Origin of the sequence: Streptomyces sp. f51, assembly GCF_037940415.1 — a bacterium.
Classification (GTDB): domain Bacteria; phylum Actinomycetota; class Actinomycetes; order Streptomycetales; family Streptomycetaceae; genus Streptomyces.
In genome coordinates this window covers 4,034,032-4,058,261 of record NZ_CP149798.1, presented here as the reverse complement: position 1 = coordinate 4,058,261, position 24,230 = coordinate 4,034,032, and the positions used below count along the sequence as shown (strand labels likewise).

General features: G+C 70.0%; 23 protein-coding genes. 11 read left to right on the top strand and 12 right to left on the bottom strand.

What is annotated here, in order from left to right:
* The first annotated feature begins 72 nt into the window (after positions 1-72).
* The 3 genes from folB (at position 73) to WJM95_RS17710 (ending at position 1,600) form a co-directional block, all read left to right on the top strand.
* On the top strand, positions 73-432 hold the full coding sequence (gene folB, locus WJM95_RS17720) for a dihydroneopterin aldolase (protein ID WP_037625942.1): 360 nt from the start codon (positions 73-75) through the stop codon (positions 430-432).
* The gene (gene folK / locus WJM95_RS17715) at positions 429-1,040 is read left to right on the top strand and encodes a 2-amino-4-hydroxy-6-hydroxymethyldihydropteridine diphosphokinase (protein WP_339130690.1); all 612 of its coding nucleotides are present in this window, start codon (positions 429-431) and stop codon (positions 1,038-1,040) included. Before folB ends, folK begins: the two co-directional genes overlap by 4 nt.
* A 71-nt stretch (positions 1,041-1,111) precedes the next feature.
* A complete protein-coding gene (locus WJM95_RS17710; RefSeq protein WP_339130689.1) occupies positions 1,112-1,600 on the top strand; it encodes a DUF3180 domain-containing protein in 489 nt (162 codons plus the stop codon).
* A gap of 75 nt (positions 1,601-1,675) precedes the next feature.
* Here WJM95_RS17710 and folE read toward each other — a convergent pair whose 3' ends face one another.
* The 6 genes from folE to dacB all read right to left on the bottom strand — a co-directional run bounded on the left by folE (position 1,676) and on the right by dacB (position 9,643).
* Positions 1,676-2,281 carry a GTP cyclohydrolase I FolE gene (folE, locus tag WJM95_RS17705; protein WP_339130688.1) on the bottom strand — a complete coding sequence of 202 codons (606 nt, stop codon included), beginning with the start codon at positions 2,279-2,281 and terminating at the stop codon, positions 1,676-1,678.
* Positions 2,282-2,426: 145 nt separating this feature from the next.
* Complete coding sequence (gene ftsH, locus WJM95_RS17700; protein ID WP_339135651.1) at positions 2,427-4,454, bottom strand: ATP-dependent zinc metalloprotease FtsH; 2,028 nt, start codon at positions 4,452-4,454, stop codon at positions 2,427-2,429.
* Between the two features lie 200 nt (positions 4,455-4,654).
* Positions 4,655-5,215 (bottom strand): hypoxanthine phosphoribosyltransferase, encoded by a 561-nt coding sequence (hpt, locus tag WJM95_RS17695; RefSeq protein ID WP_339130687.1) that lies wholly within the window; start codon positions 5,213-5,215, stop codon positions 4,655-4,657.
* 165 nt (positions 5,216-5,380) lie between these two features.
* The gene (gene tilS / locus WJM95_RS17690; protein ID WP_339130686.1) at positions 5,381-6,544 is read right to left on the bottom strand and encodes a tRNA lysidine(34) synthetase TilS; all 1,164 of its coding nucleotides are present in this window, start codon (positions 6,542-6,544) and stop codon (positions 5,381-5,383) included.
* 193 nt (positions 6,545-6,737) lie between these two features.
* Positions 6,738-7,886 (bottom strand): zinc-dependent metalloprotease, encoded by a 1,149-nt coding sequence (locus WJM95_RS17685; RefSeq protein WP_339130685.1) that lies wholly within the window; start codon positions 7,884-7,886, stop codon positions 6,738-6,740.
* A gap of 200 nt (positions 7,887-8,086) precedes the next feature.
* Positions 8,087-9,643, bottom strand: a complete 1,557-nt coding sequence (gene dacB / locus WJM95_RS17680; RefSeq protein WP_339130684.1) for a D-alanyl-D-alanine carboxypeptidase/D-alanyl-D-alanine-endopeptidase — start codon at positions 9,641-9,643, stop codon at positions 8,087-8,089.
* 79 nt (positions 9,644-9,722) lie between these two features.
* Here dacB and WJM95_RS17675 point away from each other — a divergent pair, with 79 nt between their 5' ends.
* Positions 9,723-10,214, top strand: a complete 492-nt coding sequence (locus tag WJM95_RS17675) for an inorganic diphosphatase (RefSeq protein ID WP_037625961.1) — start codon at positions 9,723-9,725, stop codon at positions 10,212-10,214.
* 154 nt (positions 10,215-10,368) lie between these two features.
* On the top strand, positions 10,369-12,027 hold the full coding sequence (locus WJM95_RS17670; RefSeq protein WP_339130683.1) for a threonine/serine exporter family protein: 1,659 nt from the start codon (positions 10,369-10,371) through the stop codon (positions 12,025-12,027).
* A gap of 45 nt (positions 12,028-12,072) precedes the next feature.
* On the opposite strand, the gene WJM95_RS17665 is transcribed toward WJM95_RS17670, so the two are convergent.
* Complete coding sequence (locus WJM95_RS17665; protein WP_339130682.1) at positions 12,073-13,401, bottom strand: DedA family protein; 1,329 nt, start codon at positions 13,399-13,401, stop codon at positions 12,073-12,075.
* 142 nt (positions 13,402-13,543) lie between these two features.
* On the opposite strand from WJM95_RS17665, the gene WJM95_RS17660 reads away from it, so the two are divergent.
* On the top strand, positions 13,544-13,909 hold the full coding sequence (locus WJM95_RS17660; protein ID WP_339130681.1) for a YbjQ family protein: 366 nt from the start codon (positions 13,544-13,546) through the stop codon (positions 13,907-13,909).
* A gap of 149 nt (positions 13,910-14,058) precedes the next feature.
* Here WJM95_RS17660 and WJM95_RS17655 read toward each other — a convergent pair whose 3' ends face one another.
* On the bottom strand, positions 14,059-14,826 hold the full coding sequence (locus tag WJM95_RS17655; RefSeq protein ID WP_339130680.1) for a MerR family transcriptional regulator: 768 nt from the start codon (positions 14,824-14,826) through the stop codon (positions 14,059-14,061).
* A 132-nt stretch (positions 14,827-14,958) separates the two neighbouring features.
* On the opposite strand from WJM95_RS17655, the gene WJM95_RS17650 reads away from it, so the two are divergent.
* Together WJM95_RS17650 and WJM95_RS17645 are read left to right on the top strand one after the other, a co-directional pair.
* Positions 14,959-16,245, top strand: a complete 1,287-nt coding sequence (locus WJM95_RS17650; RefSeq protein WP_339130679.1) for an ion channel protein — start codon at positions 14,959-14,961, stop codon at positions 16,243-16,245.
* Between the two features lie 69 nt (positions 16,246-16,314).
* A complete protein-coding gene (locus WJM95_RS17645) occupies positions 16,315-17,721 on the top strand; it encodes a glutamate decarboxylase (protein WP_339130678.1) in 1,407 nt (468 codons plus the stop codon).
* Positions 17,722-17,849: 128 nt separating this feature from the next.
* Here WJM95_RS17645 and WJM95_RS17640 read toward each other — a convergent pair whose 3' ends face one another.
* From WJM95_RS17640 to WJM95_RS17630, 3 genes are all read right to left on the bottom strand, one after another.
* Positions 17,850-18,398, bottom strand: a complete 549-nt coding sequence (locus WJM95_RS17640; RefSeq protein WP_339130677.1) for a DinB family protein — start codon at positions 18,396-18,398, stop codon at positions 17,850-17,852.
* A 115-nt stretch (positions 18,399-18,513) separates the two neighbouring features.
* A complete protein-coding gene (locus WJM95_RS17635; RefSeq protein ID WP_339130676.1) occupies positions 18,514-19,974 on the bottom strand; it encodes an aldehyde dehydrogenase family protein in 1,461 nt (486 codons plus the stop codon).
* A 162-nt stretch (positions 19,975-20,136) separates the two neighbouring features.
* The gene (locus WJM95_RS17630) at positions 20,137-20,961 is read right to left on the bottom strand and encodes a helix-turn-helix transcriptional regulator (RefSeq protein WP_339135649.1); all 825 of its coding nucleotides are present in this window, start codon (positions 20,959-20,961) and stop codon (positions 20,137-20,139) included.
* 338 nt (positions 20,962-21,299) lie between these two features.
* Here WJM95_RS17630 and WJM95_RS17625 point away from each other — a divergent pair, with 338 nt between their 5' ends.
* Positions 21,300-21,821: an ATP-binding protein gene (locus WJM95_RS17625; protein WP_339130675.1), complete on the top strand. Its 522-nt coding sequence runs from the start codon at positions 21,300-21,302 to the stop codon at positions 21,819-21,821.
* A 200-nt stretch (positions 21,822-22,021) separates the two neighbouring features.
* On the opposite strand, the gene WJM95_RS17620 is transcribed toward WJM95_RS17625, so the two are convergent.
* Positions 22,022-22,264, bottom strand: coding sequence for a DUF397 domain-containing protein (locus tag WJM95_RS17620; protein ID WP_209441310.1), 243 nt, complete (start codon positions 22,262-22,264; stop codon positions 22,022-22,024).
* Between the two features lie 635 nt (positions 22,265-22,899).
* Between WJM95_RS17620 and WJM95_RS17615 the strand changes: the two genes are divergently transcribed.
* Entirely contained in the window at positions 22,900-23,406 is a 507-nt protein-coding gene (locus tag WJM95_RS17615; RefSeq protein WP_339130674.1) for a hypothetical protein, read from the top strand.
* Between the two features lie 244 nt (positions 23,407-23,650).
* Positions 23,651-24,199, top strand: coding sequence for a DUF4232 domain-containing protein (locus WJM95_RS17610; protein WP_339130673.1), 549 nt, complete (start codon positions 23,651-23,653; stop codon positions 24,197-24,199).
* Positions 24,200-24,230 lie beyond the last annotated feature (31 nt).

Below are 24,230 nucleotides of genomic sequence, written 5' to 3'. Positions count from 1 at the left end.
TCGTTCGAGGCCCGTGTGCCGACCGCATTCGGCTCATGACGGCCTTCACCGACGATTGCAGGAGTGATTCGCGTGGATCGTGTCGCGCTGCGCGGCCTCAAGGCCCGCGGGCACCACGGCGTCTTCCAGAAGGAACGCGAGGAGGGGCAGACCTTCATCGTGGACCTGACGCTGGGCCTGGACACCCGGCCGGCCGCGGCCGACGACGACCTGGCGAAGACCGTGCACTACGGCATCGTGGCGGAAGAGGTCGTCGCCGTGGTCGAGGGCGAGCCGGTCGACCTCATCGAGACGCTCGCTGAGCGCATCGCCCAGACGTGTCTCAAGCACGACGGCGTCCAGGAGGTCGAGGTCTGCGTCCACAAACCGGACGCGCCCATCACGGTCCCCTTCGACGACGTGACCGTCACGATCATCCGGAGCCGAGTATGACCGCGTCCTTCACCGAGGGTCAGAGCGACCCGACCGTCCAGCCGGTGCCCGCCTCCGTGGTCGAGCAGGTCGACGCCGCCGACACGACGCTGAGCAACCCCAAGCGCGCGGTGGTCTCCCTGGGCTCGAACCTGGGCAACCGCCTGGAGAACCTCCAAGGAGCCGTCGACGCCCTGGAGGACACCCCCGGCGTCCGGGTCAAGGCCGTCTCCCCCGTCTACGAGACCGAGCCCTGGGGCGTCGAACCGGGCAGCCAGCCCTCGTACTTGAACGCGGTCGTGGTGCTCAGGACCACTCTCCCGCCGTCCTCGCTCCTGGAGCGGGCCCACGCCGTCGAGGAGGCCTTCCACCGCGTACGGGACGAGCGCTGGGGCCCGCGCACCATCGACGTCGACATCGTGGCGTACGCCGGAGTCGTCTCGGACGACCCGGTGCTGACCCTGCCTCACCCGCGCGCCCACGAGCGGGCCTTCGTCCTCGCCCCCTGGCACGACGTGGACCCCGAGGCACAGCTCCCCGGCCGCGGCGCCGTCGCCCGCCTCCTCGACGGCATCACCCAGGAGGGTGTCGCGGCCCGCGCCGACCTGGAACTCCGGCTGCCCGAGTAGTCGTTAAGGTCAAGACGACCACAGGCCGGCCCGCCACGGGCCGGCCCTACGCGGGCTACCGAAGGGGCAACGTGAAACAGCTGCGGATCAGGACACTGGCTGCCGTGTTCGTGGTGGCCGGAGTGCTGTCCTGGGCGGGCGCCCGCCTGTGGAACGCGGTGGGCACACTGCCCCGGGTCCCCCTCGCCGCGCCCATCGTCCTCGCCCTGATCGCGATCGTCCTCCTCGCGACGGCCCTGTCGCTGCGCGCCCGCCTCAAGGCCCAGCGCGAGCGCCGCCCCGGTGCCAAGGGCGTCGATCCGCTGATGGCCGCCCGCGCGGTCGTCTTCGGCCAGGCGAGCGCCCTGGTGGCCGCCCTGGTGGCGGGCATGTACGGCGGCACCGGCGTGTTCCTCCTGGAATCCCTGGAGGTCCCCGCCATCCGCGACCAGGCCATCTACGCCGGCCTCTCCGTCATCGCCGGAATCGGCGTGATAGCGGCCGCCTTCTTCCTGGAACGCGTCTGCAAGCTCCCGGACGACGACGACGAACACCACACCGGAACGGCGCCGGTGGCATAGCCCGGCCCCGGGGCACCGAGTCCCCCGGGGAAGGCCGTTCGTCGTTCCGGACCGGTCCGGGTGCGGCCGCGGGGCCTAGCGCGCCATGATGAGGCTCATCGCCTCGTTGCGGGTCGCCGCGTCCCGCAGCTGTCCGCGCACCGCCGAGGTGATGGTCTTGGCGCCGGGCTTGCGGATACCGCGCATGGACATGCACATGTGCTCGCACTCGACGACCACGATCACACCGCGCGGCTCCAGGATCTCCATCAGGGAATCGGCGATCTGGGTCGTCAGCCGCTCCTGGACCTGGGGACGCCGGGCGTAGACGTCGACCAGGCGGGCCAGCTTGGACAGGCCGGTGATCTTGCCGCTGGTGGACGGGATGTAGCCGACGTGCGCGACACCCCTGAACGGGACCAGATGATGTTCACAGGTACTGAACACCTCGATGTCCTTCACCAGCACCATCTCGTCGTGGCCCAGGTCGAACGTCGTCGTCAGCACGTCCTCCGGCTGCTGGAGCAGGCCCGCGAATATCTCCTTGTACGCCCTCGCGACGCGGGCCGGGGTCTCTCGCAGGCCCTCGCGGTCCGGGTCCTCGCCGACCGCGATCAGGAGCTCTCGTACGGCGTTCTCGGCACGCTTCTCGTCGAACTCGCCGATCGCGGCCTCGCCGTCCAGCGTCACGGGGTCGGTCATCTGGTCCTCGTTCCTGTGGATCCTGCGCGTGCCTCGACGCGTCCAAAAGGTGCGGGCACACGAAAACGCCGCGCCCCCCAGGCTAGAACCTGGGGGGCGCGGCATCCATTCCGGGCCTGGTGAGGCCGCCCGGAGCCGAGCGGACTCAGCTGTCGGTGCGGTCCTCCGGAGCCGTCTCCGTGGCCGGGACGGACTCCGTCGCGGTGGCGATGGAAGCCGTCGATCCGTTCGCCCCGTTCGTCAGCGACAGCTCCTTGGGGGAGAGCACCGGCGGGCGGGTGGACGGGGTGCGGCGGGAGGAGCCGGTCCACGCGGGGCGGGCCGGACGCTTCACGATCGGAGCGAAGACCTCTGCGATCTGCTCCTTGCTCAGCGTCTCCTTCTCCAGCAGCTGGAGGACCAGCTGATCGAGGACGTCGCGGTTCTCGACCAGGATCTCCCAGGCCTCGTTGTGCGCGTTCTCGATGAGCTTCTTGACCTCTTCGTCGACGAGCGCGGCAACCTCTTCCGAGTAGTCGCGCGGGTGCGACATCTCCCGGCCCAGGAAGGGCTCGGTGTTGTCGCCGCCGAACTTGATCGCGCCGAGACGCTCGGTCATGCCGTACTGCGTGACCATCGCGCGAGCGGTGGCCGTGGCCTTCTCGATGTCGTTCGCGGCGCCGGTGGTCGGGTCGTGGAAGACGAGCTCCTCGGCCGCGCGGCCGCCCAGCATGTACGCGAGCTGGTCCAGCATCTCGTTGCGCGTGGTGGAGTACTTGTCCTCGTCCGGCAGGACCATCGTGTAGCCGAGGGCACGGCCACGCGAGAGGATCGTGATCTTGTGCACCGGGTCGGAGTTGGGGGAAGCCGCCGCGACCAGGGCGTGTCCGCCCTCGTGGTACGCGGTGATCTTCTTCTCCTTGTCCGACATGATCCGGGTCCGCTTCTGCGGGCCCGCGACCACACGGTCGATCGCCTCGTCCAGCATGCTGTTGTCGATCAGCTTCTGGTTGCTGCGCGCGGTGAGCAGCGCCGCTTCGTTCAGCACGTTCGCCAGGTCGGCGCCGGTGAAGCCGGGGGTCCGGCGTGCCACCGCGGACAGGTCCACGTCCGGAGCGACCGGCTTGCCCTTCTGGTGAACCTTGAGGATCTCCAGACGGCCCTGCATGTCCGGGCGGTCGACCGCGATCTGGCGGTCGAAGCGGCCGGGGCGCAGGAGGGCCGGGTCGAGGATGTCGGGCCGGTTCGTGGCGGCGATCAGGATGACGCCGCCCTTCACGTCGAAGCCGTCCATCTCGACGAGCAGCTGGTTGAGGGTCTGCTCGCGCTCGTCGTGACCGCCGCCGAGGCCGGCGCCGCGATGGCGGCCGACCGCGTCGATCTCGTCGACGAAGACGATCGCCGGGGCGTTCGCCTTGGCCTGCTCGAACAGGTCACGGACTCGGGAGGCACCGACACCGACGAACATCTCGACGAAGTCGGAACCGGAGATCGAGTAGAAGGGAACGCCTGCCTCGCCCGCGACGGCGCGCGCGAGGAGCGTCTTGCCCGTACCGGGAGGCCCGTACAGCAGGACACCCTTGGGGATCTTCGCGCCGACCGCCTGGAACTTCGCCGGCTCCTGGAGGAACTCCTTGATCTCCTGGAGCTCCTCGACCGCCTCGTCCGAACCTGCGACGTCCGAGAAGGTCGTCTTCGGGGTGTCCTTGGTGATGAGCTTCGCCTTGGACTTCCCGAAGTTCATGACCCGGGAGCCGCCGCCCTGCATCTGGTTCATCAGGAACAGGAAGACGACGACGATGAGGACGAAGGGAAGCAGAGACAGCAGGATGCCCACGAAGGGGTTCTGCTTGGACGGCGAGACGGTGTACCCGTCCGGGATCTGCTTGTTCTGGTACTTGTCCTGGAGCGTGTTGGCCAGGGCCACGCCCTGGTCGCCGATGTAGCTCGCCTGGATCTTCGAGCTGCCGTCAACCTTCTCGCCGTCCTTCAGCGAGGCCTTGATGATCTGCTCGTCGCCAGTGGTGATCTTGGCTGACTGGACCTTGTTGTCATTGATCGCCTGGACGACCTGGCCGGTGTCCACCGTCTTGTAGCCGCCGGACGAACCGACGACCTGCATCAACACGACCACGGCAAGGACGGCCAGCACGATCCACATGACCGGCCCACGGAAGTATCGCTTCACGTCCATCCATACGGAGCGGTGCCGCCCCGTCCCTCCTGCCATAGTGAGTTTGATAAAGACTGTTCTTCGGACGGTACCCCAGCATTGTCACCCGAAGCCGCAGGGGACTGCTGTCAATCCCGTCCACGCATGCTCCAACGGCGCGAAACCCGCTGGGGTTCCCGATCCGTCCTACAAGGACTGAGCCGCCCTCAGGAAGAGGGGGCTCAGCCGCCGTAGACGTGAGGCGCGAGCGTACCGACGAACGGGAGGTTGCGGTACTTCTCGGCATAGTCCAGGCCGTACCCGATGACGAACTCGTTCGGGATGTCGAAGCCGACCCACTCCACGTCGATCGCGACCTTGGCCGCGTCAGGCTTGCGCAGCAGCGTGCACACCTTGAGCGTGGCGGGCTCGCGCGAGCCGAGGTTGGAGATCAGCCAGGACAGGGTCAGCCCGGAGTCGATGATGTCCTCGACGATCAGGACGTGCTTGCCCTTGATGTCGGTGTCGAGGTCCTTGAGGATCCGCACCACGCCGGAGGACTGGGTGCCCGCGCCGTACGACGACACGGCCATCCAGTCCATGGTGACGGGGGTGGACAGCGCACGCGCGAGGTCCGCCATGACCATCACGGCACCCTTGAGCACTCCGACGATCAGCAGGTCCTTGCCCGCGTACTCCGCGTCGATCTTCGCGGCCAGCTCAGCCAGCTTCGCGTCGATCTCTTCCTTGGTGATGAGCACCGACTTGAGGTCGGTGCCCATGTCTTTCGCGTCCACCCGCATCACTTTCGGTCGTCCGTCCCACTTTTTTGGGCTCGTCACCTACAGGGCGCCGTGTAACCGGCGGTGGTCCCCTTCGGGTCACCCGCGCGGCCGTTCGGACCGCCCGTGACCCGAGTGAAGGGGTCCCGGGGAGCCGCGTGAGCGGCCCCGGTGCAGGGTCCGGTTTCAGCCTTGCCGAATCACCAGTCTGCCACCCTGGCGCTGGGCGACGACTTTGCCCGGGAGATTGATGGCCCCCTGACCGCGCCATCCGGTGATCAGCCGGTCGATCTCCTCGATGTGCCGGGCGAACAGCGAACCGGCCGGAGCGCCCGCCTCGATGGCCGCGCGGCGCAGGATCCGGCGGCGTACGGCGGGCGGCAGGGCGTAGAGCTTCGCGCATTCGAGGAGCCCGGCCGCGTCGCGTACGGACGCCTCCGCCTGGCTGGCCCACGCGTCGAGCGCGTCGGCATCGTCCCGGGAGAGCTGGGCCGTACGGGCGAGAGCCTCGACGACTCCTTTGCCCAGGGCCTTCTCGAGGGCGGGCAGACCCTCGTGGCGGAGCCGGGAGCGGGTGTAGGCCGGATCGGCGTTGTGCGGGTCGTCCCAGACGGGCAGCGACTGGACCATGCACGCCTTGCGGGCGGTCTGCCGGTCCAGGTGCAGGAAGGGGCGTCGGTAGCGGCCGTCGGCCCCCGAGACCGCGGCCATTCCGGACAGGGAGCGGATGCCGGAGCCGCGCGCGAGACCGAGCAGGACGGTCTCGGCCTGGTCGTCGCGGGTGTGGCCGAGGAGGATCGCCGTGGCGCCGTGGCGCTCGGCGGCGGAGTCGAGGGCGGCGTACCGGGCGTCGCGGGCGGCGGCCTCGGGGCCTCCGTCGCGGCCGACGGTGACGGCGATCGACTCGGCGGGGTCGAGCCCGAGTTCGCCGAGGCGCAGCACGACTTCGTCGGCGCGCAGCTCGGAGCCCGGCTGGAGTCCGTGGTCGACGGTGATGCCGCCGGCGCGGATGCCGAGTTTCGGGGCTTCGAAGGCGAGGGCCGAGGCGAGCGCCATGGAGTCGGCGCCGCCGGAGCACGCGACGAGCACGAGCGGCGCCGGGGGGACGCCCTCGCCCGGCAGGGGCCGGGAGCTCGCGGAGGTCTGGTCGTGCGGGAGGCGCGCGGACGCGGTGAGGCTGCGGCGCGTTCCGGGGGCGGGGACGCGTTCCGCGTCGGGCGCGCAGGGGCGCGCGGCACCGCGTGCGGGCGGGCGCCGGGTGTCGTGGGTGGGCGGTTGCTCGGTCAGGATGTCGTGGAGTACGCGGCGGACCGCCAGGCGTATCGCCGCGACCGCAGGATGGGGACCCATGTCCGGTTCCCTTCATGAAGTTTTCGGGGGGTTAGCCCGGGGATCTGTCACTCAGAGTGTGTAGATGGTGACAGAACCGGGGCGTTCCCCGAGCATTGCACGCCTACCCATGCTCCACGGTCCCTCGGACGGGTGACAGCAGAAGCGTTTGCCTGCCATCGGCCGGATTCGTTTCACGACCGTCCCGTAGGGTTCACGACTCCGCCTTGCGGTGCACCCGCGCGACCCAGTCCGCCGGTTTGGCGATCTCCGCCTTGGTCGGGAGCGTGTTCGGGGAGGTCCACACGCGGTTGAAGCCGTCCATGCCGACCTCGTCGACGACCGCCCTCACGAACCGTTCGCCGTCGCGGTACTGCCTGAGCTTGGCGTCCAGGCCGAGCAGCTTGCGCAGGGCCATGTCGAGACGGGAGGCGCCCTTGGCGCGGCGCTGCTGGAACTTCTCGCGGATCTCGGCGACGGAGGGGACCACGGCGGGGCCGACGCCGTCCATCACGAAGTCGGCGTGTCCCTCCAGGAGGGACATCACGGCGGTGAGCCGGCCGAGGATCTCGCGCTGGGCGGGCGTCTGCACGATTTCCACGAGGGAACGTCCGCCGTCGTCCTCCTCGGTGTCGGGGCGCGAGCCGGCGAGCGACTGCGCGGCCTCCCTGACACGTTCCAGGACGGTCATGGGGTCGACCTCCGTCTCCCCCAAGAACGACTGGATTTCGCCCTCCAGGTGGTCGCGCAGCCAGGGCACGGCCGAGAACTGCGTGCGGTGGGTCTCCTCGTGCAGGCACACCCACAGTCGGAAGTCGTGGGGCTGGACGTCGAGTTCGCGCTCCACGTGCACGATGTTCGGGGCGACGAGCAGGAGCCTGCCGCCGCCGCTGCCGGAAGGGGTGGGCGCGCCCGCGGGCAGGTCCCGGGTCGCGGGAGCGAACGTCTCGTACTGCCCGAGGACCCGTGACGACAGGAACGACAGCAGCATGCCCAGTTCGACACCGGTGACCTTGCCGCCGACGGCACCGAGGACGGCTCCGCCCGGTGTGCTCCCGCGCCGTTCCTGCATCTTGTCCAGAAGGGGCTTGAGGATCTCCCGGAACCCGGCGACGTTCGCCCGGACCCAGCCGGGGCGGTCGACGACGAGGACGGGGGTGTCGTGGAGGACGTCGTCACCCATGCGGGTGAAGCCCCGCACGTGCTCCTCCGATGCCTTCGCGTGCCGGCGCAGCTCGGCCACGATGGCCCGTGCCTCGTCGCGGCTCACCTCGGGGCCCGGTCGTACGAGCCGGGTCGCGGTCGCCACCGCGAGATTCCAGTCGACCATCCCAGTAGATGCAGCACCACCGATGCTCGTCATGCGTCAACCGTACGTGAGCGGGTGCGGCTGCGGTTAGGGTCCGACGCCGTCCGCGCGCCCGTCCGGGGGCGGGTGATGCCCGTGGTTCGCGCGGGTCGGGAGGGAGCCCGACGCGGGCCGGCTCCTCCGCCCCGGGCGCGGCCGCGGACGAGCGAGGCCGCCCTCCCGCCGAACAGCACGCACGGGGCGCACGGCGCCGTCTACCGGCAGCCGCACGCCACCAGTGCGGTCGCCGTGTGGTCCAGGGCCGCACGGGCCTCAAGGGGGTTCGGGGGGCTGGCGGCGTCGGAGGTCAGGAAGGCGAAGGCCAGCAGGCGGCCGTCCTTGTCGACGACGGTCCCGGCGAGGGTGTTGACCCCGGTCAGGGTGCCCGTCTTGGCGCGGACGACCCCGGTGGCGGTGGGAGCGTCGGTGTAGCGGGTGCTGAGCGTGCCGGTGAAGCCGGCGACGGGCAGCCCGGTGAGGACCGCGCGGAGTTCGGGGTGGGCCGGGTCCCCGGCCTTGGCCAGCAGGGCGGTGAGCAGGTCGGCGGACACCTTGTCGGCACGGTTCAGGCCGCTGCCGTCCGCGAACCGCGCCCCGGTCAGCGGGAGTCCGAGCTTGTCCAGTTCGGCGCGGATCGCCTTCGCGTCGCCGTCGAAGCTGGGTTCCTGGCCCGCGGCGAGGGCGACCTGGCGGGCCAGGGCCTCGGCGATGTCGTTGTCACTGTTGGTCAGCATCCGCTCGACCAGGGCGGACAGCGGCGGCGAGGAGACGGAGGCGAGGTCCTGGGAGCGGTTCGTCGCCTTGGAGGGGCCGGGTGCCGTGGCGGTGACGCCGTGCCGGTGGAGCAGGTCGGCGAACTTCCGTGCCGCGTCCGCCGCCGGGTCGGCGGCCCGCCCGGCGGGCCCGCTGGTGGAGCGGTCCAGGCGGCCCTCGTCGGCCATCAGGGGGGTGACCTTCGCGATGTTCTCGTTGACCCCGATGGGGTGAAGGTCGGGGCCGGAGTAGAGCGAGGTGTCGTAGGAGAGCGTCACGTGGTCCATGTGACGGGCCTTCAGCGCGGCGGCCGTCCGCTCGGCGAGCGTTTCCAGGTCGGCCCAGCCGTCCGCGGGCTTGCGGGCGGTCAGTGTCGGGTCGCCGCCGCCGACGAGCACGACCTCCTTGGTGTCGGGCTCCAGGACCGTACGCGTCCGGATGCGGTGGTCGGGACCCAGCGCGGCGAGGGCGGCGACGGCAGTGGCGATCTTCGTGGTGGACGCCGGGGTCTGGACCTGGTCGGCGCCCTTGCCGTAGAGGCGCTTGCCGGTGGCCACGTCGACCACGACGGCGGTGCGCACCGAGCCGAGGACCGGGTTGGCCAGCAGCGGGTCGAGGACGTCCACGAGGGCCTTGCCGGCCGGCGCGGGCGCGGCGCTCGCCGGTCCGCCGAGCCCGGAGAGCACGGAGTCGGCGCTGGGGGCGGGCCGGGGTGACGTTCGGTGCGCATCGGACGTACGTGCGTGATGTGTGCCACCCTCGGTCGTCCGCGATGCGGCCCAGTCCCGCTCGGCCGTACGCTGACCGGTGGAGTCCCAGGGACCGGCCACGGTCGCCGCCCCGGCCGCGAGTGCCAGGCCGACGGTGGCGGCAACGGCTGTGAGCTGCGACGTCGTCAACCGCACGGCACGCGGCCGCACGGCCCGGGTGATCCGCGTCACATGCGGTTTCACCGTCCGCGCGACCCGCACCACATGCGGTCTCGCGGCCCGCCAAGCCCTCAGCTCTGGCACGACCACCAGCCCCTTTCGCGATCACCCACCTGCGTGAGGGACACTTAATCACCAGAACTATGTGCTGATCATGGAGGAGCCACCGGTGGAGTTCGACGTCACGATCGAGATTCCGAAGGGTTCACGGAACAAGTACGAGGTGGACCACGAGACCGGTCGGATCCGTCTGGACCGTCGACTCTTCACCTCGACCAGCTACCCGGCCGACTACGGCTTCGTCGAGAACACCCTCGGCGAGGACGGCGACCCGCTGGACGCGCTGGTCATCCTGGACGAGCCGACCTTCCCGGGCTGCCTCATCCAGTGCCGCGCCATCGGCATGTTCCGTATGACGGACGAGGCCGGCGGCGACGACAAGCTGCTGTGCGTCCCGGCGCACGACCCGCGCGTGGAGCACCTGCGCGACATCCACCACGTGTCGGAGTTCGACCGCCTGGAGATCCAGCACTTCTTCGAGGTCTACAAGGACCTGGAGCCGGGCAAGTCCGTCGAGGGCGCCGACTGGGTCGGCCGCGCGGACGCCGAGGCCGAGATCGAGCGTTCCTACAAGCGCTTCAAGGACCAGGGCGGTCACTGACCCCCTCCGGGCGGTCTTCGACCTCCCCGTCCCGCGAACGGGCCGCGTGATCCCCAGGGGGTCACGCGGCCCGTTCGTGTGTCCGTACGCATACTGAGGCATACGGAAGGCAAGAAGGAGAACCACACAGACGGGAAAGGCGAGGCTGGAGTTGGTGGCGGACCCGGAAGCGGAAGACCGCAAGCCGCACTCGGACGAGGCGAGGAGTGCCTTCACCCCGCCCACGGGTGTCGCGCCGCCGGCCCCGGCGGCGGCCGACGACGAGTCGTCGACGACCTCGGAGTTCGCGCTCCCCCGGGGACTCGACGCGCCGCAGCCCGCCACCGCGGACCAGGGGGGCTCGGCGTTCAGCGCGCCACGCACCTACAGTGCCCGGTCCGCGCCTCCCGCGTTCACCCCGGCGACCGGCGTCCCCCTCGTCAGCCTGACCAAGGACGCGCCGTGGCAGGACCGGATGCGCACGATGCTGCGCATGCCGGTGACCGAGCGCCCAGCGCCCGAACCCGTGCACAAGGAGGACGAGCCGGGGCCCGCCGTCCCACGCGTCCTCGACCTGACCCTGCGCATCGGCGAGCTGCTCCTCGCGGGCGGCGAGGGCGCCGAGGACGTGGAGACCGCGATGTTCGCCGTCTGCCGCTCCTACGGCCTCGACCGCTGCGAGCCGACCGTCACCTTCACCCTGTTGTCGATCTCGCACCAGCCGTCGCTGGTGGACGACCCGGTGACGGCGTCCCGGACCGTGCGCCGCCGGGGCACCGACTACACACGCCTGGCGGCCGTCTACCACCTCGTGGACGATCTGAGCGACCCGGAGACCGCGATCCCCCTGGAGGAGGCCTACAGGCGCCTCGCGGAGATGCGGCGCAACCGGCACCCGTACCCCGGCTGGGTGCTGACGGCCTCCGGCGGGCTGCTGGCCGGCGCGGCCTCCGTGCTCGTCGGCGGTGACGCGATCGTGTTCGTCGCCGCCGCGCTCGGCGCGATGCTCGGCGACCGGCTCGCCTGGCTGTGCGCGGGACGCGGGCTGCCGGAGTTCTACCAGTTCACGGCCGCCGCGATGCCGCCCGCAGCGATAGGGGTCGCGCTCACGGTGGCCCATGTCGACGTGAAGGCGTCCGCGGTGATCACCGGTGGGCTCTTCGCGCTGCTGCCGGGACGGGCACTCGTCGCGGGGGTGCAGGACGGACTGACCGGCTTCTACATCACCGCGTCCGCGCGGCTCCTCGAAGTCATGTACTTCTTCGTGGGGATCGTCGTCGGCGTCCTGGTGGTGCTCTATTTCGGGGTGAAGCTCGGCGCGCAGCTCAACCCGGACGCGGCCCTGAACATCTCCGAGCGGCCGCTGCTCCAGATCGCCGCGTCGATGCTGCTGTCGCTCACCTTCGCGGTCCTGCTCCAGCAGGAACGTTCCACTGTTCTCGCGGTGACCCTCAACGGAGGCGTCGCCTGGTCGGTGTACGGGGCGATGCACTACGCGGGCGGCATATCGCCGGTGGCCTCCACCGCCGTCGCCGCGGGCCTGGTGGGCCTCTTCGGGCAGCTGCTCTCCCGTTACCGGTTCGCCTCCGCGCTGCCGTACACGACGGCCGCGATCGGGCCTCTGCTGCCGGGTTCGGCGACCTACTTCGGGCTGCTGTCGATCGCCCAGAACAACGTCGACAAGGGCCTGGTGTCCCTCACCAAGGCCGCGGCCCTCGCCATGGCCATCGCGATCGGCGTGAACCTGGGCTCGGAGATCTCGCGGCTGTTCCTGCGCCTGCCGGGCGGCTCCGCCGGCGGACGGCGGGCCGCCAAGCGGACCCGCGGGTTCTGAGTCCCGGCCCCGGAGGGCCGGGCCCGGGATCGCCCGGCGGGTGCGTCAGTTCTGCGTGGGGCCCTGGCCGTACGGGTACTGCTCGGCGTCGTACGGAGGCCGGGGGTGGGCCTGGGGGTGCTGCTGGGTCTGGTGCTGCTGGGGGTGCTGCTGGGGCTGACCCTGGTCGTAGCCCTGCTGGTACCCCTGGTCGTACTGCTGCTGGTCGTAGCCGTAGCCCTGCTCCGAGCCGTACGGCTGCTGGTACGGCTGCTGGGGCTGGTGCTGGGACTGGTGGTACTGCTGCTGGGGCTGCTGGGCCGGGTAGGCGTTGCCCTGACGGCCGTAGCCCTGGTCCTGGTGCTGACCCTGGTTCCCGTAGAACTGGTCCCGGCCCTGCTCGCCGTACGGCGGCTGCCCCTGGCCCTGTCCCTGGCCCTGTCCCTGGTTGCCGTACTGCTGACCCTGGCCCTGACCGCCGTACTGCTGACCGTGGCCCTGGCCGCCGTACTGCTGACCCTGACCCCGGTTTCCGTACGACTGCCCCTGGCCCTGATCGCCGTACGACCGGCCGTGGCCCTGGCCGCCGTACGACACGTCCTGGCCCTCGTGCACCGGCGGCACGCGCAGGGGACGGGTCGCGTCGTCCATGACCGGAGCCGCGGGGCGGGTGCCGGCGGCCTCGGGACGGCCGGGGAAGGGCTCCTGGAAGTGCGGGAAGTCGTCGAAGCCCTGGACGTCCTGGAACTCTTCCGGCTCCTGGGGCGGGTTCTTCTTGGCCTGGGAGCGGGCGCGCAGGAACTCGATCATGATCGGGACCACCGAGACGAGCACGATGAGGATCAGGATCAGCTCGATGTTCTTGTTGACGAACTCGATCTTGCCGAGCCAGGAGCCGAGCAGCGTGACGCCCGCGCCCCACAGGACGCCGCCGATGACGTTGAAGGTGAGGAACGGGCGGTACCGCATGCCACTGACGCCCGCGATGATCGGCGTGAACGTGCGCACGACGGGCACGAAGCGGGCGAGCACCAGGGACTTGGGGCCGTACTTCTCGAAGAACTCGTTCGCCTTGACCACGTTCTCCTGCTTGAACAGCCGGGAGTCCGGGCGGGTGAAGAGCGAGGGTCCGACCTTCTTGCCGAAGAGGTAACCCGCCTGGTCCCCCAGGACCGCGGCGAGACAGATCAGCGGGACCGCCCCCCACAGCGGGAAGTCCATGGCACCCGTGGTGATCAGCAGGCCGCAGGTGAAGAGCAGCGAGTCACCCGGCAGGAAGAAGCCGATGAGCAGGCCGGACTCGGCGAAGACCACCAGCAGCAGGCCCCAGATGCCGAAGTTGTCCAGGAGCGTGTTCGGATCCAGCCAGCTGGGACCTAGGGCAAGCGTCATCACGGGTCCGGGCTCCTGAGGGGTGAAGGGAGTTGCGGCGGTCCTTGCACGGGCCGGCCAAAGCTATCAACGCAATGTGCCAACGCCAGGTTCCACCCGTGACTCCAGGATGCACTGTGCGACGACTGGGACAAAGCTGTGGACCATGGGCATCGATGAATACGGCGGCGGCCAGGGTCCCCACGAGGACGTCCTGGTCGTCACGACGAACGACGTTCCCGGCCATCGCGTCGAGCAGGTCATCGGCGAGGTCTTCGGCCTCACCGTGCGCTCGCGCCATCTGGGCAGCCAGATCGGCGCGGGCCTGAAGTCGATGATCGGCGGCGAGCTCAAGGGGCTCACGAAGACGCTGGTGCAGACCCGCAACCAGGCCATGGAGCGGCTCGTCGACCAGGCACGCGCGCGTGGCGCCAACGGCGTCCTCATGTTCCGCTTCGACGTGTCGGAGGCCGCGGACGTGGGCACGGAGGTCTGCGCCTACGGCACGGCGGTGGTCCTGGTGAAGGAGTAGCGGGCGTCGGGCGGGCGGGCGGACGGTCGCGCGGTCGGGATCACGCTTTCCTGGGCTGTACCGGCTCCGGTATCGGGCTCCCGTGGCCCGCGGCGGCGGCGCCGGCCGGGATCGGGTTTCCCCGTGGCCCGGGCCGGCGCCGGCCGGGATCAGGCTTCCCCTGCGTTCCGGTCTGCGTTCGCCGTGATCGCCGCCCTCAGGTGCTCGGCCAGCCCCGGCCGCATGGAGTCGTAGAACGCCTTGAAGCGTTCGTCGGCCACGTACATCTCGCCGAGTCCCCGGTGGATCTCGTACGTGCACGTGTAGAACCACGTGCAGATGTGCTGCCGGTGCTCCTCGGCCATGTCCATGGCCCGCTCGCCGTCCGGCCGCTCCCCGGCCTCCATCAGGGCGCCGTAGCGCTCGCCCCAGGAGGCCACCTCGGCCTGCATCCGCTTCCAGTCGTCCTTGGTGTAGCGGGCCGTGCGCCGCTGCGACTCGGCGTACGTCTCCGTGCCGCCCCAGCGGCGTTCGGCCTCCTGCGCGTGCTCCTTGGGGTCCTTGTCCCCGAAGACCTCGAACTTCTCCTCGGGCGTGAGGTTGATGCCCATCGTGCGTGCCTCCATGGCGTGCTCCACGGCCGCGGCCATCCTCTGGAGCTTCTCGATCCGGGCGGTCAGCAACGCGTGCCGGCGGCGCAGCGACGCGCGCGGGTCCACGTCCGGATCGTCGAGCAGGGCGGCGACCTCGTCGAGCGGGAAGCCGAGCTCCCGGTAGAACAGGATCTGCTGCAACCGGTCGAGGTCGGCGTCGTCGTAACGCCGGTGACCCGCGTGGCTGCGTTCGCCGGGGGCGAGCAGACCGATCTCGTCGTAGTGGTGCAGCGTGCGCACCGTGACTCCGGCGAATCCGGCGACCTGGCCCACTGAATAGCCCACTTCCGCTCCTTCCTCGGTACGCCCTTCACGATGAGGCCTGACGTGGCGTGAGGTGCAAGCCCGAAGTCCCGGCCCCGTTCCGGCGACGAAACTCGGGATGTTATGTCTGATTCGCACCCTTAGGGTGAGCCCGTGACCCACGAAGCGGCTCCTCCGGGACCGGCCCACGCCCCGGCGACGCCCGCCCGGACGCTGCTGCCGCTGTTCCTCCCGGCCGTGGTCGTCGGCGCGGTCTCCAGCCTCCTCTTCGTGGGGGTGAGCCAGCTCGCCGAACAGCTCAAGGACGTGCTGTGGACGGACCTTCCGGACGCGCTCGGCATCGGCGGATACTCCTCGCTCTGGATGATCGTCATGCTCACCACCACCGGTGTCCTGGTCGGTCTGGTGGTCTGGAAGGTGCCGGGGCACGCGGGGCCCGATCCGGCCACTGTGGGGCTCCAGGCGGCGCCGCTCGCCCCGTACATCCTGCCCGGACTGCTGGTGGCGGCCACGCTGATGCTGGCGGGCGGTCCGAGCCTCGGCCCCGAGAACCCGATCATCGCCACCAATGTCGCGCTGGCGTTCTGGGCGGGCCGCCGGTTCGCGCCGGCGGCACCCGGTGAGCTGTGGGTGGCCCTGGCCGAGGCGGGGACCATCGGCGCGCTGTTCGGCACGCCGGTCGCGGCGGCGCTCGTCATATCGGAGGCGCTCGTCGGGCGGCAGGTCAGAGGCATGCTGTGGGACAACCTCTTCGCGCCGCTGACGGCCGCCTCGGTGGGCTCGATCACCACCGCCCTGCTGGGGCACGCGAGCTTCGACCTGGGTCTGCCCCCGCTCGGCAGTCCGGGCTGGGCCGACGTGCTGTCCGCGGTGGTGATCGCCTCCGCGGCGGCGGTGCTCGGCCTGTCCGGGGTCTACGCCTTCCCCTACGTCCACAAGGCGTTCGGCCTGCTGCGCCATCCCATGGCGGCCCTGCCCGTCGGCGGCCTCGTGCTCGGCCTGCTGGGCTGCCTGGGCGGGCCGCTGACCCTGTTCAAGGGCCTGGACCAGGTCGCCGAGATCGCCCGGAACCCGGACGGCTGGTCGGCCGGCCGGTTCGCCCTGATGTCGGTGGTGAAACTGGCCGCGCTCGTCGTCGCGGCCTGCTGCGGATTCCGGGGCGGCCGGATCTTCCCCGCCGTGTTCGTGGGTGCCTCGTTCGGTCTGTGCGCCCATGCGCTGGTGAACTCGGTCCCACCGTCGCTGGGACTGGCCGCGGGGGTCCTCGGCGTCCTTCTCGCGACCACCCGGCAGGGCTGGGTGAGCCTGTTCACGGCCGCCGTCCTGGTGTCCTCGCCGTCGATCATCGCCCTGCTCTGCATCGCCTCGCTGCCGGCCTGGCTGCTGGTGACCGGGCGGCCGCAGATGCAACTGCACGAGGACGGGAGCCCGGTGCGGTGAACCGCCGGGGCCCTCTCATCCGATGAACAAGTGGGACGCCCGTCCCGCCGAACCGTTGGGAGTAAGCCCATGCCGCTCCACAAGGGCCAGCAGAAGCCCGATGCCCACCCGCACTCCGTCAATCCCTTCTACGGCGAGGCCAATCCGGTCAGCGGCATGGTCGAGGCCCCTCCCAAGCACCGCCTCCCGGACGGCCCGCTGCCGCCCACGACCGCGCTCCAGCTCGTCCACGACGAGCTCATGCTGGACGGCAACTCCCGGCTGAACCTGGCCACCTTCGTCACCACCTGGATGGAACCGCAGGCCGGGGTTCTGATGGCGGAGTGCCGGGACAAGAACATGATCGACAAGGACGAGTATCCCCGGACGGCCGAACTGGAGCGGCGCTGTGTGTCGATGCTCGCCGACCTGTGGAACGCGCCGGACCCGTCGGCCGCGGTCGGCTGTTCCACCACCGGTTCGAGCGAGGCGTGCATGCTCGCCGGAATGGCGCTGAAGCGGCGCTGGTCGAAACGCAACGCCGACCGTTACCCGGGCGCGCGGCCCAACCTCGTCATGGGCGTGAACGTCCAGGTGTGCTGGGAGAAGTTCTGCAACTTCTGGGAGGTCGAGGCCCGCCAGATCCCGATGGAGGGCGACCGGTTCCACCTCGACCCCGAGGCGGCGGCCGAGCTGTGCGACGAGAACACGATCGGGGTCGTCGGCATCCTGGGCTCCACCTTCGACGGCAGTTACGAACCGATCGCGGAGCTGTGCGCGGCGCTTGACCGGCTCCAGGAGCGCACGGGACTGGACATCCCGGTGCATGTGGACGGCGCGTCCGGCGCGATGATCGCGCCGTTCATCGACGAGGAACTGGTCTGGGACTTCCGGCTGCCCAGGGTGTCGTCGATCAACACCTCGGGCCACAAGTATGGACTGGTGTACCCGGGCGTCGGGTGGGCTCTGTGGCGGAGCGCTGAGGAACTGCCGGAGGAACTCGTCTTCCGGGTGAACTACCTGGGCGGGGACATGCCGACCTTCGCGCTCAACTTCTCCCGCCCCGGGGCGCAGGTCGTCGCGCAGTACTACACCTTCCTGCGGCTGGGCCGTGAGGGCTACAGGACCGTGCAGCAGACGACCCGGGACGTGGCCCGCGCCCTCGCCGAACGCATCGACTGCATGGGCGACTTCCGGCTCATCACCCGCGGGGACGAACTGCCGGTGTTCGCGTTCACGACGGCGCCCGAGGTGACGGCGTTCGACGTGTTCGACGTGTCCCGCAGAATGCGCGAGAACGGCTGGCTGCTGCCCGCGTACACCTTCCCCGAGAACCGCCAGGACCTGTCGGTGCTGCGCGTGGTGTGCCGCAACGGCTTCTCGTCCGACCTCGCCGACCTCTTCATCGAGGACCTGACCCGGCTGCTGCCCGAACTGCGCAGCCAGCCCGGTCCCTCGATCCACGACAAGGAGGCGGCCACGAGCTTCCACCACTGAAGCCGCGCCCGGCTCGCGCTCCGGGGCTCCCGGCCCGCCCGGGAGTCGGCCCACCCGACGGCCGGCCCGGCCTCGGGGTGGCCCGGGGCCGGGCCGGTCCGGGGCCGCACCGACCGGAGGTGCCGTGCTCACCCCCAGGAGGAGCCGCGTTCCATCGCGACCAGCTCGAAGGCCGTCTTTCCGTCCAGGGACTCACGGATGATGTCGGCGTGCCCCGCGTGCCGGGCCGTCTCACGGATCAGATGGAGGGCGAGCCAGCGCATCGAGACGCGGCCCTCCGGCGGGAACCACGGGTCCGGCGGAAGCGCGAAGGTGTCGTCCAGGCTCGGCACCGAGCCCAGGAAGGCCTCCGTCTCGGCGGCGACCTTCTCCCAGTACGCGAGCTGCGAGGCGACCGTCTCGCCCTCGGCGAGGACGAAGCACTCGTGCCAGTTCGACTCGTCCCGCCGCACCGCAGGCGGCTCGCCCTTGGCGCGCGCGATCCAGCCCTGCTCGACCTCGGCAACATGCTTGAGCAGCCCGGACAGGGAGAGTTCGCTGGCGCTCGGCCTGCTCGCGGCCTGCTCCTCGCTCAGCCCGAGCAGCGACCGGCGGATACCGCCGCGCTGCTCCTCGATGAAGGCGAGCAGCGCCCCGCGCTCGTCGCCCCGCTCTTCCGCTCGCACATGCGTGACCATGACCGGCCGCCCTATCCTCGGGTCCTCCTGGCTGACAGGAAAGACGCTACGGACCCTTGCGGTCAGGTTCTGTCCGCAAGGGTCCGGGCGCGCTGAACGATCACGCGAAGGCGTGTCAGAAGGGGAAGCGGCTCCGCCCGTGCTGCACCGAGATCCACTTCGTGGTGGTGAAGGAGTCGACCGTCGTCTCGCCGTTCAGACGGCCGATGCCGGAGTGCTTCTCGCCGCCGAAGGGGACGAGGGGTTCGTCGTGGACGGTGCCGTCGTTGACGTGAAACATGCCGGTGTCGATCTGCTTGGCGAAGTTCACGCCTCGCTCGATGTCAGCCGTGTGGACGGCGCCCGAGAGGCCGTACGGGGTGTCGTTGACGATCCGGACAGCCTCCTCCTCACCGTCGAACGGGACGAGGAAGACGACCGGGCCGAAGACCTCCTGGCGGAGCAGGTCCGAGTTCTCGGGGACGCCGGTCAGGACGGAGGGCTCGACCAGGTTGTCCGTGGTCGTGCCGTGCAGCAGCGCGGTGGCGCCCTCGGCGATCGCCTGCTCCACGACGCTCGACAGGGCGTCCGCCTGCGAGGAGTTGATGACAGGGCCGATGACCGTCGCCGGGTCCTTCGGGTCGCCGGTCTTCAGCGTCCTGACCTTGGCGACGAACTTCTCGGTGAACTCGGCCTCGATCGATCGGTCCACGAGGACACGGTTGGCGGCCATGCAGACCTGACCCTGGTGGACGAAACGGCTGAAGACCGCCGCGTCGACCGCGTAGTCGATGTCCGCGTCCTCCAGGACCACCAGGGCGCTGTTGCCGCCCAGTTCGAGGACCGAGCGCTTGAAGTTCGCGGCGCAGACGGTGGCGACGTGCCGGCCGACCTTGTCGGAGCCGGTGAAGGAGATGACCTTCGGGACGGGGTGCTCGATGAAGGCGTCGCCGATCTCGGCGATGTCGGTGATGACGACGTTCAGGAGGCCGCCGGGCAGACCCGCCTCCTCGAAGATCTTCGCGACCAGGGAGCCGCCGACGATCGGGGTGTTCTGGTGCGGCTTGAGGACCACGCCGTTGCCGAGGGCGAGGGCGGGGGCCACGGACTTGACCGACAGCAGGAAGGGGAAGTTGAAGGGGCTGATGACCCCGACGACACCGACCGGGACGCGGTAGAGGCGGTTCTCCTTGCCGTCGCCGGGCGAAGGGATGATCTTCCCCTCGGGGCGCAGCGACAGCTGGACCGACTCGCGCAGGAACTCCCGGACCAGGTGCAGCTCGAAGGCCGCCTTGAGGCGGGTGCCGCCGAGCTCGGCGATGATCACCTCGGTGATCTCTTCCTCGCGCTCGTCGATGACGGCGAGCGCCTTCTCGAAGACCGCGCGGCGCGCGTACGCGTTCGTCGCGCCCCACTTCTTCTGGGCGCGCTCGGCGGCGCGGTAGGCGTCGTCGACCTCTTCGACCGTGGCTATCGTGATCGACGCCAGCTTCTCGCCGTCGTACGGGTTGAAATCGATGATGTCCCAGGAGCCCGTTCCCGGGCGCCACTCGCCGTCGATGTACTGCTGGGCCAGGTCGGTGAAGTAGGACGACATGTGCTCCCTCAATCCCTGTGCTGCCGAGACAGTCCTTGGTCCGGGTCAGCAGACATCCGATCACGGTCTGATCACATGTCATCGTACTTGTGTTTCAAGGGAGTTGCGGGAGTCCAGAGAAGTCCGCGGCCTCTCCCGGGGCAGTCGCGGGAGACGCGGGAGTCAGGAGAGCTGGAGCAGCCCGCGCAGCAGGTCGCGGCTCTCGGCGGGGCCGGGGCTGTCCTGCTGGAGCTGCTTGAGCGCGCCCTCGTACTGATTGACGTCCTCGCGCTTGTCCAGATAGAGCGCGCTGGTGAGCTGCTCCAGATAGACGACGTCCGACAGGTCGGACTCGGGGAAGCTCAGGATGGTGAAGGCGCCGCTCTCGCCGGAGTGCCCGCCGAAGCTGAACGGCATGACCTGAAGACGTACGTTGGGCCGCTCGGAGATCTCGATCAGGTGCTGGAGCTGTCCGCGCATCACCTCGCGGTCACCGTAGGGACGGCGCAGCGCGGCCTCGTCGAGGACGATGTGGAACTCGGGGGCGTTCTCGGAGACGAGGTACTTCTGCCGCTCCAGGCGCAGGGCCACGCGCCGGTCGACGTCGGCGGCGGAGGCGCCCTTCATCCCGCGCCGGACGACGGCGTGGGCGTAGGCCTCGGTCTGGAGGAGACCGTGCACGAACTGCACCTCGTACACCCGGATCAGGTGGGCCGCGCCCTCCAGGCCGACATAGGTGGGGAACCAGCTCGGCAGGACGTCGGAGTAACTGTGCCACCAGCCCGCGACGTTGGCCTCCTTGGCGAGGGAGACCAGAGAGGTGCGCTCGGCCTCGTCGTTGATGCCGTAGAGCGTCAGCAGGTCCTCGACATCGCGGGTCTTGAAGCTCACCCTTCCCAACTCCATACGGCTGATCTTCGATTCGGAGGCACGGATCGAGTAACCGGCCGCTTCACGGGTGATGCCGCGTGTCTCACGCAGGCGCCGCAGGTGCGAACCCAGCAGCATGCGCCGCACCACCGAGCCGCTCGACTCACCAGCGCTCACGTTCGTCAGCCTCCCCAACGGTCTTCCAGACGCCGAAGTCTGCCACTAAAACACTTCAAGCAGTACTCGTTCAGTTACGGAAACGGAAAGCAGCCAAAGCCGGAGCACAGAAAAGGATCAGCGAAGGGCCGACAACTGAGAATAAGGTGAAGGAAGAAATGACCAAGAAGTAGCAGACTAAGGTCCAATTCGGGCGCGTGCACGTGCATCTGCCCTTGCATCTGCTGTACGCATTCGGAACCATGGTCCCCGCGCCACCGCTGCATCGCAACGACCGCGAACACCCGGGAGTGCCTCGCATGGGGACGAATGGATCGACCATGCTCGAACCCTTACGGCAGGGACTTCCGCCTCTCGACCCCGCGGCCGTGTCCAGCGCCGCCTCGTGCGCCTTGCCCGCCCGCTACGAAGCGGTGCGCGAGGCACGGCAGTTCACCCGCGGAACGCTGGACCAGTGGGAGATCGGCGACCGTTTCGACGATGTCTGCCTCGTCGTCTCCGAACTCGTCACCAACGCCCTGCGGCACGCGCTGCCCTCGGACACCCCGCGCAAGGACGACCAAGGGCCGCCCGTACGGCTGCACTTGATGCGGTGGACCTCACGGCTGGTGTGCGCGGTGCGCGACCCCAGCCACGAGAGTCCCGTCGCGGGCGACTCGGACGACTTCGCGGCGGAGTCGGGGCGCGGCCTCTTCCTGGTCGACTCGTTCTCGGACAGCTGGGGCTGGCACCCGCTCGCCGGAACGCTCAGCGGCAAGGTCGTCTGGGCGCTGTTCCGGCTGGGGGCGCAGCCCGACACGGCCGCGCTCTCCCCCGAATAGCGAACCGCGGCGCCCTTTGGCGCCGCGGTTCTACGCGCGTTACGGAACGCAGAGTGAAGCTCACCCTCGATTGACGTCGCCGGTTCCGTGTCCGGCGCCACCCGAGCCGGCCGTTTCGTGCGCGGCCGCGACACGGCCGCCCGTTCCCCGGCCGGACCTCCCGCGGCCGGCTCGCTCGGGGCGGCCCGCGATCACGGCCGTCAGCCCGCGATCAGGTGGTCGAACTCGCCGTCCTTGATGCCCAGGAGCATGGCTTCGATCTCGGCGCGCGTGTAGACGAGCGCGGGCCCCTCGGGGAACCGCGAGTTCCGCACGGCCACGTCACCGCCGGGCAGCCGCGCGAACTCCACGCAGGAACCCTGTGAGTTGCTGTGCCGGCTCTTCTGCCAGGCGACGCCGTCAAGCTCGGTCGCAGCCATGCCGTTGTACACGAATTCAGCCATACCGTCGTACACGTCATCCACGTCGAACACGTCGTGGTCCACAGGTCGCTCCCCGGTCGTGCAGTGGCTGAGGTGGCCATAGATGCAGTAGTCAACTGACTCGGATCATAGCTCTGTTCATGTGCAGATGCATGGGCAGATGCACGTGCACGCGGGGTGGTCCTGCGGTTACAGCTCTCACCGGTCCTTGACCACCGGCTGCCGCTCGCCCGACTACGGCCGCACCTCACCGGAGGCCGGTACGGCCCGCATCCGGTCAAGCGCTTTCCCCGGAAATCGCGTCACATGCGATCCCCGGCCCCCGTCCATGATCTTCCGCGCCAACATCCGTGCGGGATCGTCCGGATCGGATCCCACGTGTATGAGGAAGAGACGCATACCGCGCCCTTACTGTTCCAGTGTTCACGCAATGGTCCAGGACGCGGACCGCCGCACGTGCGCGCCGGTCCGGCGGGCGTTGGGCGTCCACCGGGGCCCTCGGGCAAGAACGGGCAGGTCAGCGGGGCCCGAGGAGTTGGGGGCGTGGCCCCGTGAGCAACCGCACGCCGGATTCCCCGGCAGGATTCCCGCGCCCTCCTGATAGCTTGCTGCGATCGTTCGGGCGACCCGCATCCATCCCACCCTTGGGGGCTTCAGTGACCACGGCGACCTTCCCGTCCCGCCACGCGCGCATAGCGGCCGCGACCGCCGGGCTGGCGGCGGCGCTCGTGCTGAGCGGCTGCGGCAGCGGCAGCGACGACTCCGGGACCCCGTCGTCGGACCCGAGCGCGTCCGCGACGGACGGGGCCGGCACGGGCGGCGGCTCCGGCACTCCCGCGGCCGGCGGCGGCAAGCTCCAGGGCAGCTGGCTCACCACGGCGGGCGGCAAGGCCGTGGTCCTCATGATCAACGGCAAGCAGGCGGGCCTGTTCGCGACCGGAGGCACCGTGTGCAGCGGTACCTCGTCCGACGAGGCGAGCATGCGGATGATCCGGCTCGCCTGCACGGACGGCAGCAAGAAGCGCGCCGTCGGCATGGTCGACTCCGTGAACGGTACGACGCTGTCGATCACCTGGGAGGGTGGCCTCGGCAAGGAGACGTACACCAAGAGCGTGGGCGGAAAGCTGCCCACGGGCCTGCCCACGGCGAGCCTCGGTTCCTGACCGCCCCCGCCCGACCCCCTGCCGCCCGTCCGGCCCGACCCTCGGTCGCTCGATCGGCTGATCGCCTGATCGCCCGAGCTCGAAACCGTGGGTTCGTGTCGGCCCATCGCGACACGGCGGGAACGCCAGCGGGCAATTTCGGGCGATACCGGTCCCGTGCGGGTGAACGGCAGGGGGTGGGCAACCCCGGTGGGCCGCGGTGCGTGATGATCCATGCACATCGTCACGACTCCCAGGGGAACCCATGCGCGCTCTGCCCATCGCCGTCACCGTCCTCGCGGCGGCCCTCGCCCTGACCTCCTGCGACGGCGGCGGCTCCGGCACCTCGGGGAAATCCGGCGACACGGCCGCCCCGGCGAAGAAGGCCGCCGCCGGGGCCTGTGCGATCGGTGACAGCGGGATCCAGGTCGGTCCCGCGAACGCCGCCACGGCAGCCGGCGACACGGGCAACATCCCGGTGACCCTCACCAACAAGGGCGCCCGGTGCACCCTGAAGGGCTTCCCCGGACTCTCCGTGGTGGCGGGCGGCACCTCCGCCGACATCGCGGCGGACAAGTCCGCGGCGCCGGAGGAACTGACCCTGGCCAAGGGCGACACCGCGTCCTTCACCATCACCTATGTGCGGGGCGCGGAGGGCGACGCGAAGACCCTCGCCGTGAAGACGCTGAAGATCGCCCTGCCCGGCGCCGACACCACGCAGAGCTTCCCGTGGTCGTACGGCCCGCTGGCGGGCAAGGGATCGGCGAGCGAGCCGAACGCCTCCGTGACACCGTTCCAGCACGCGGGCGACTGACGACGAACATCACGACCCCGGCACCACGTTC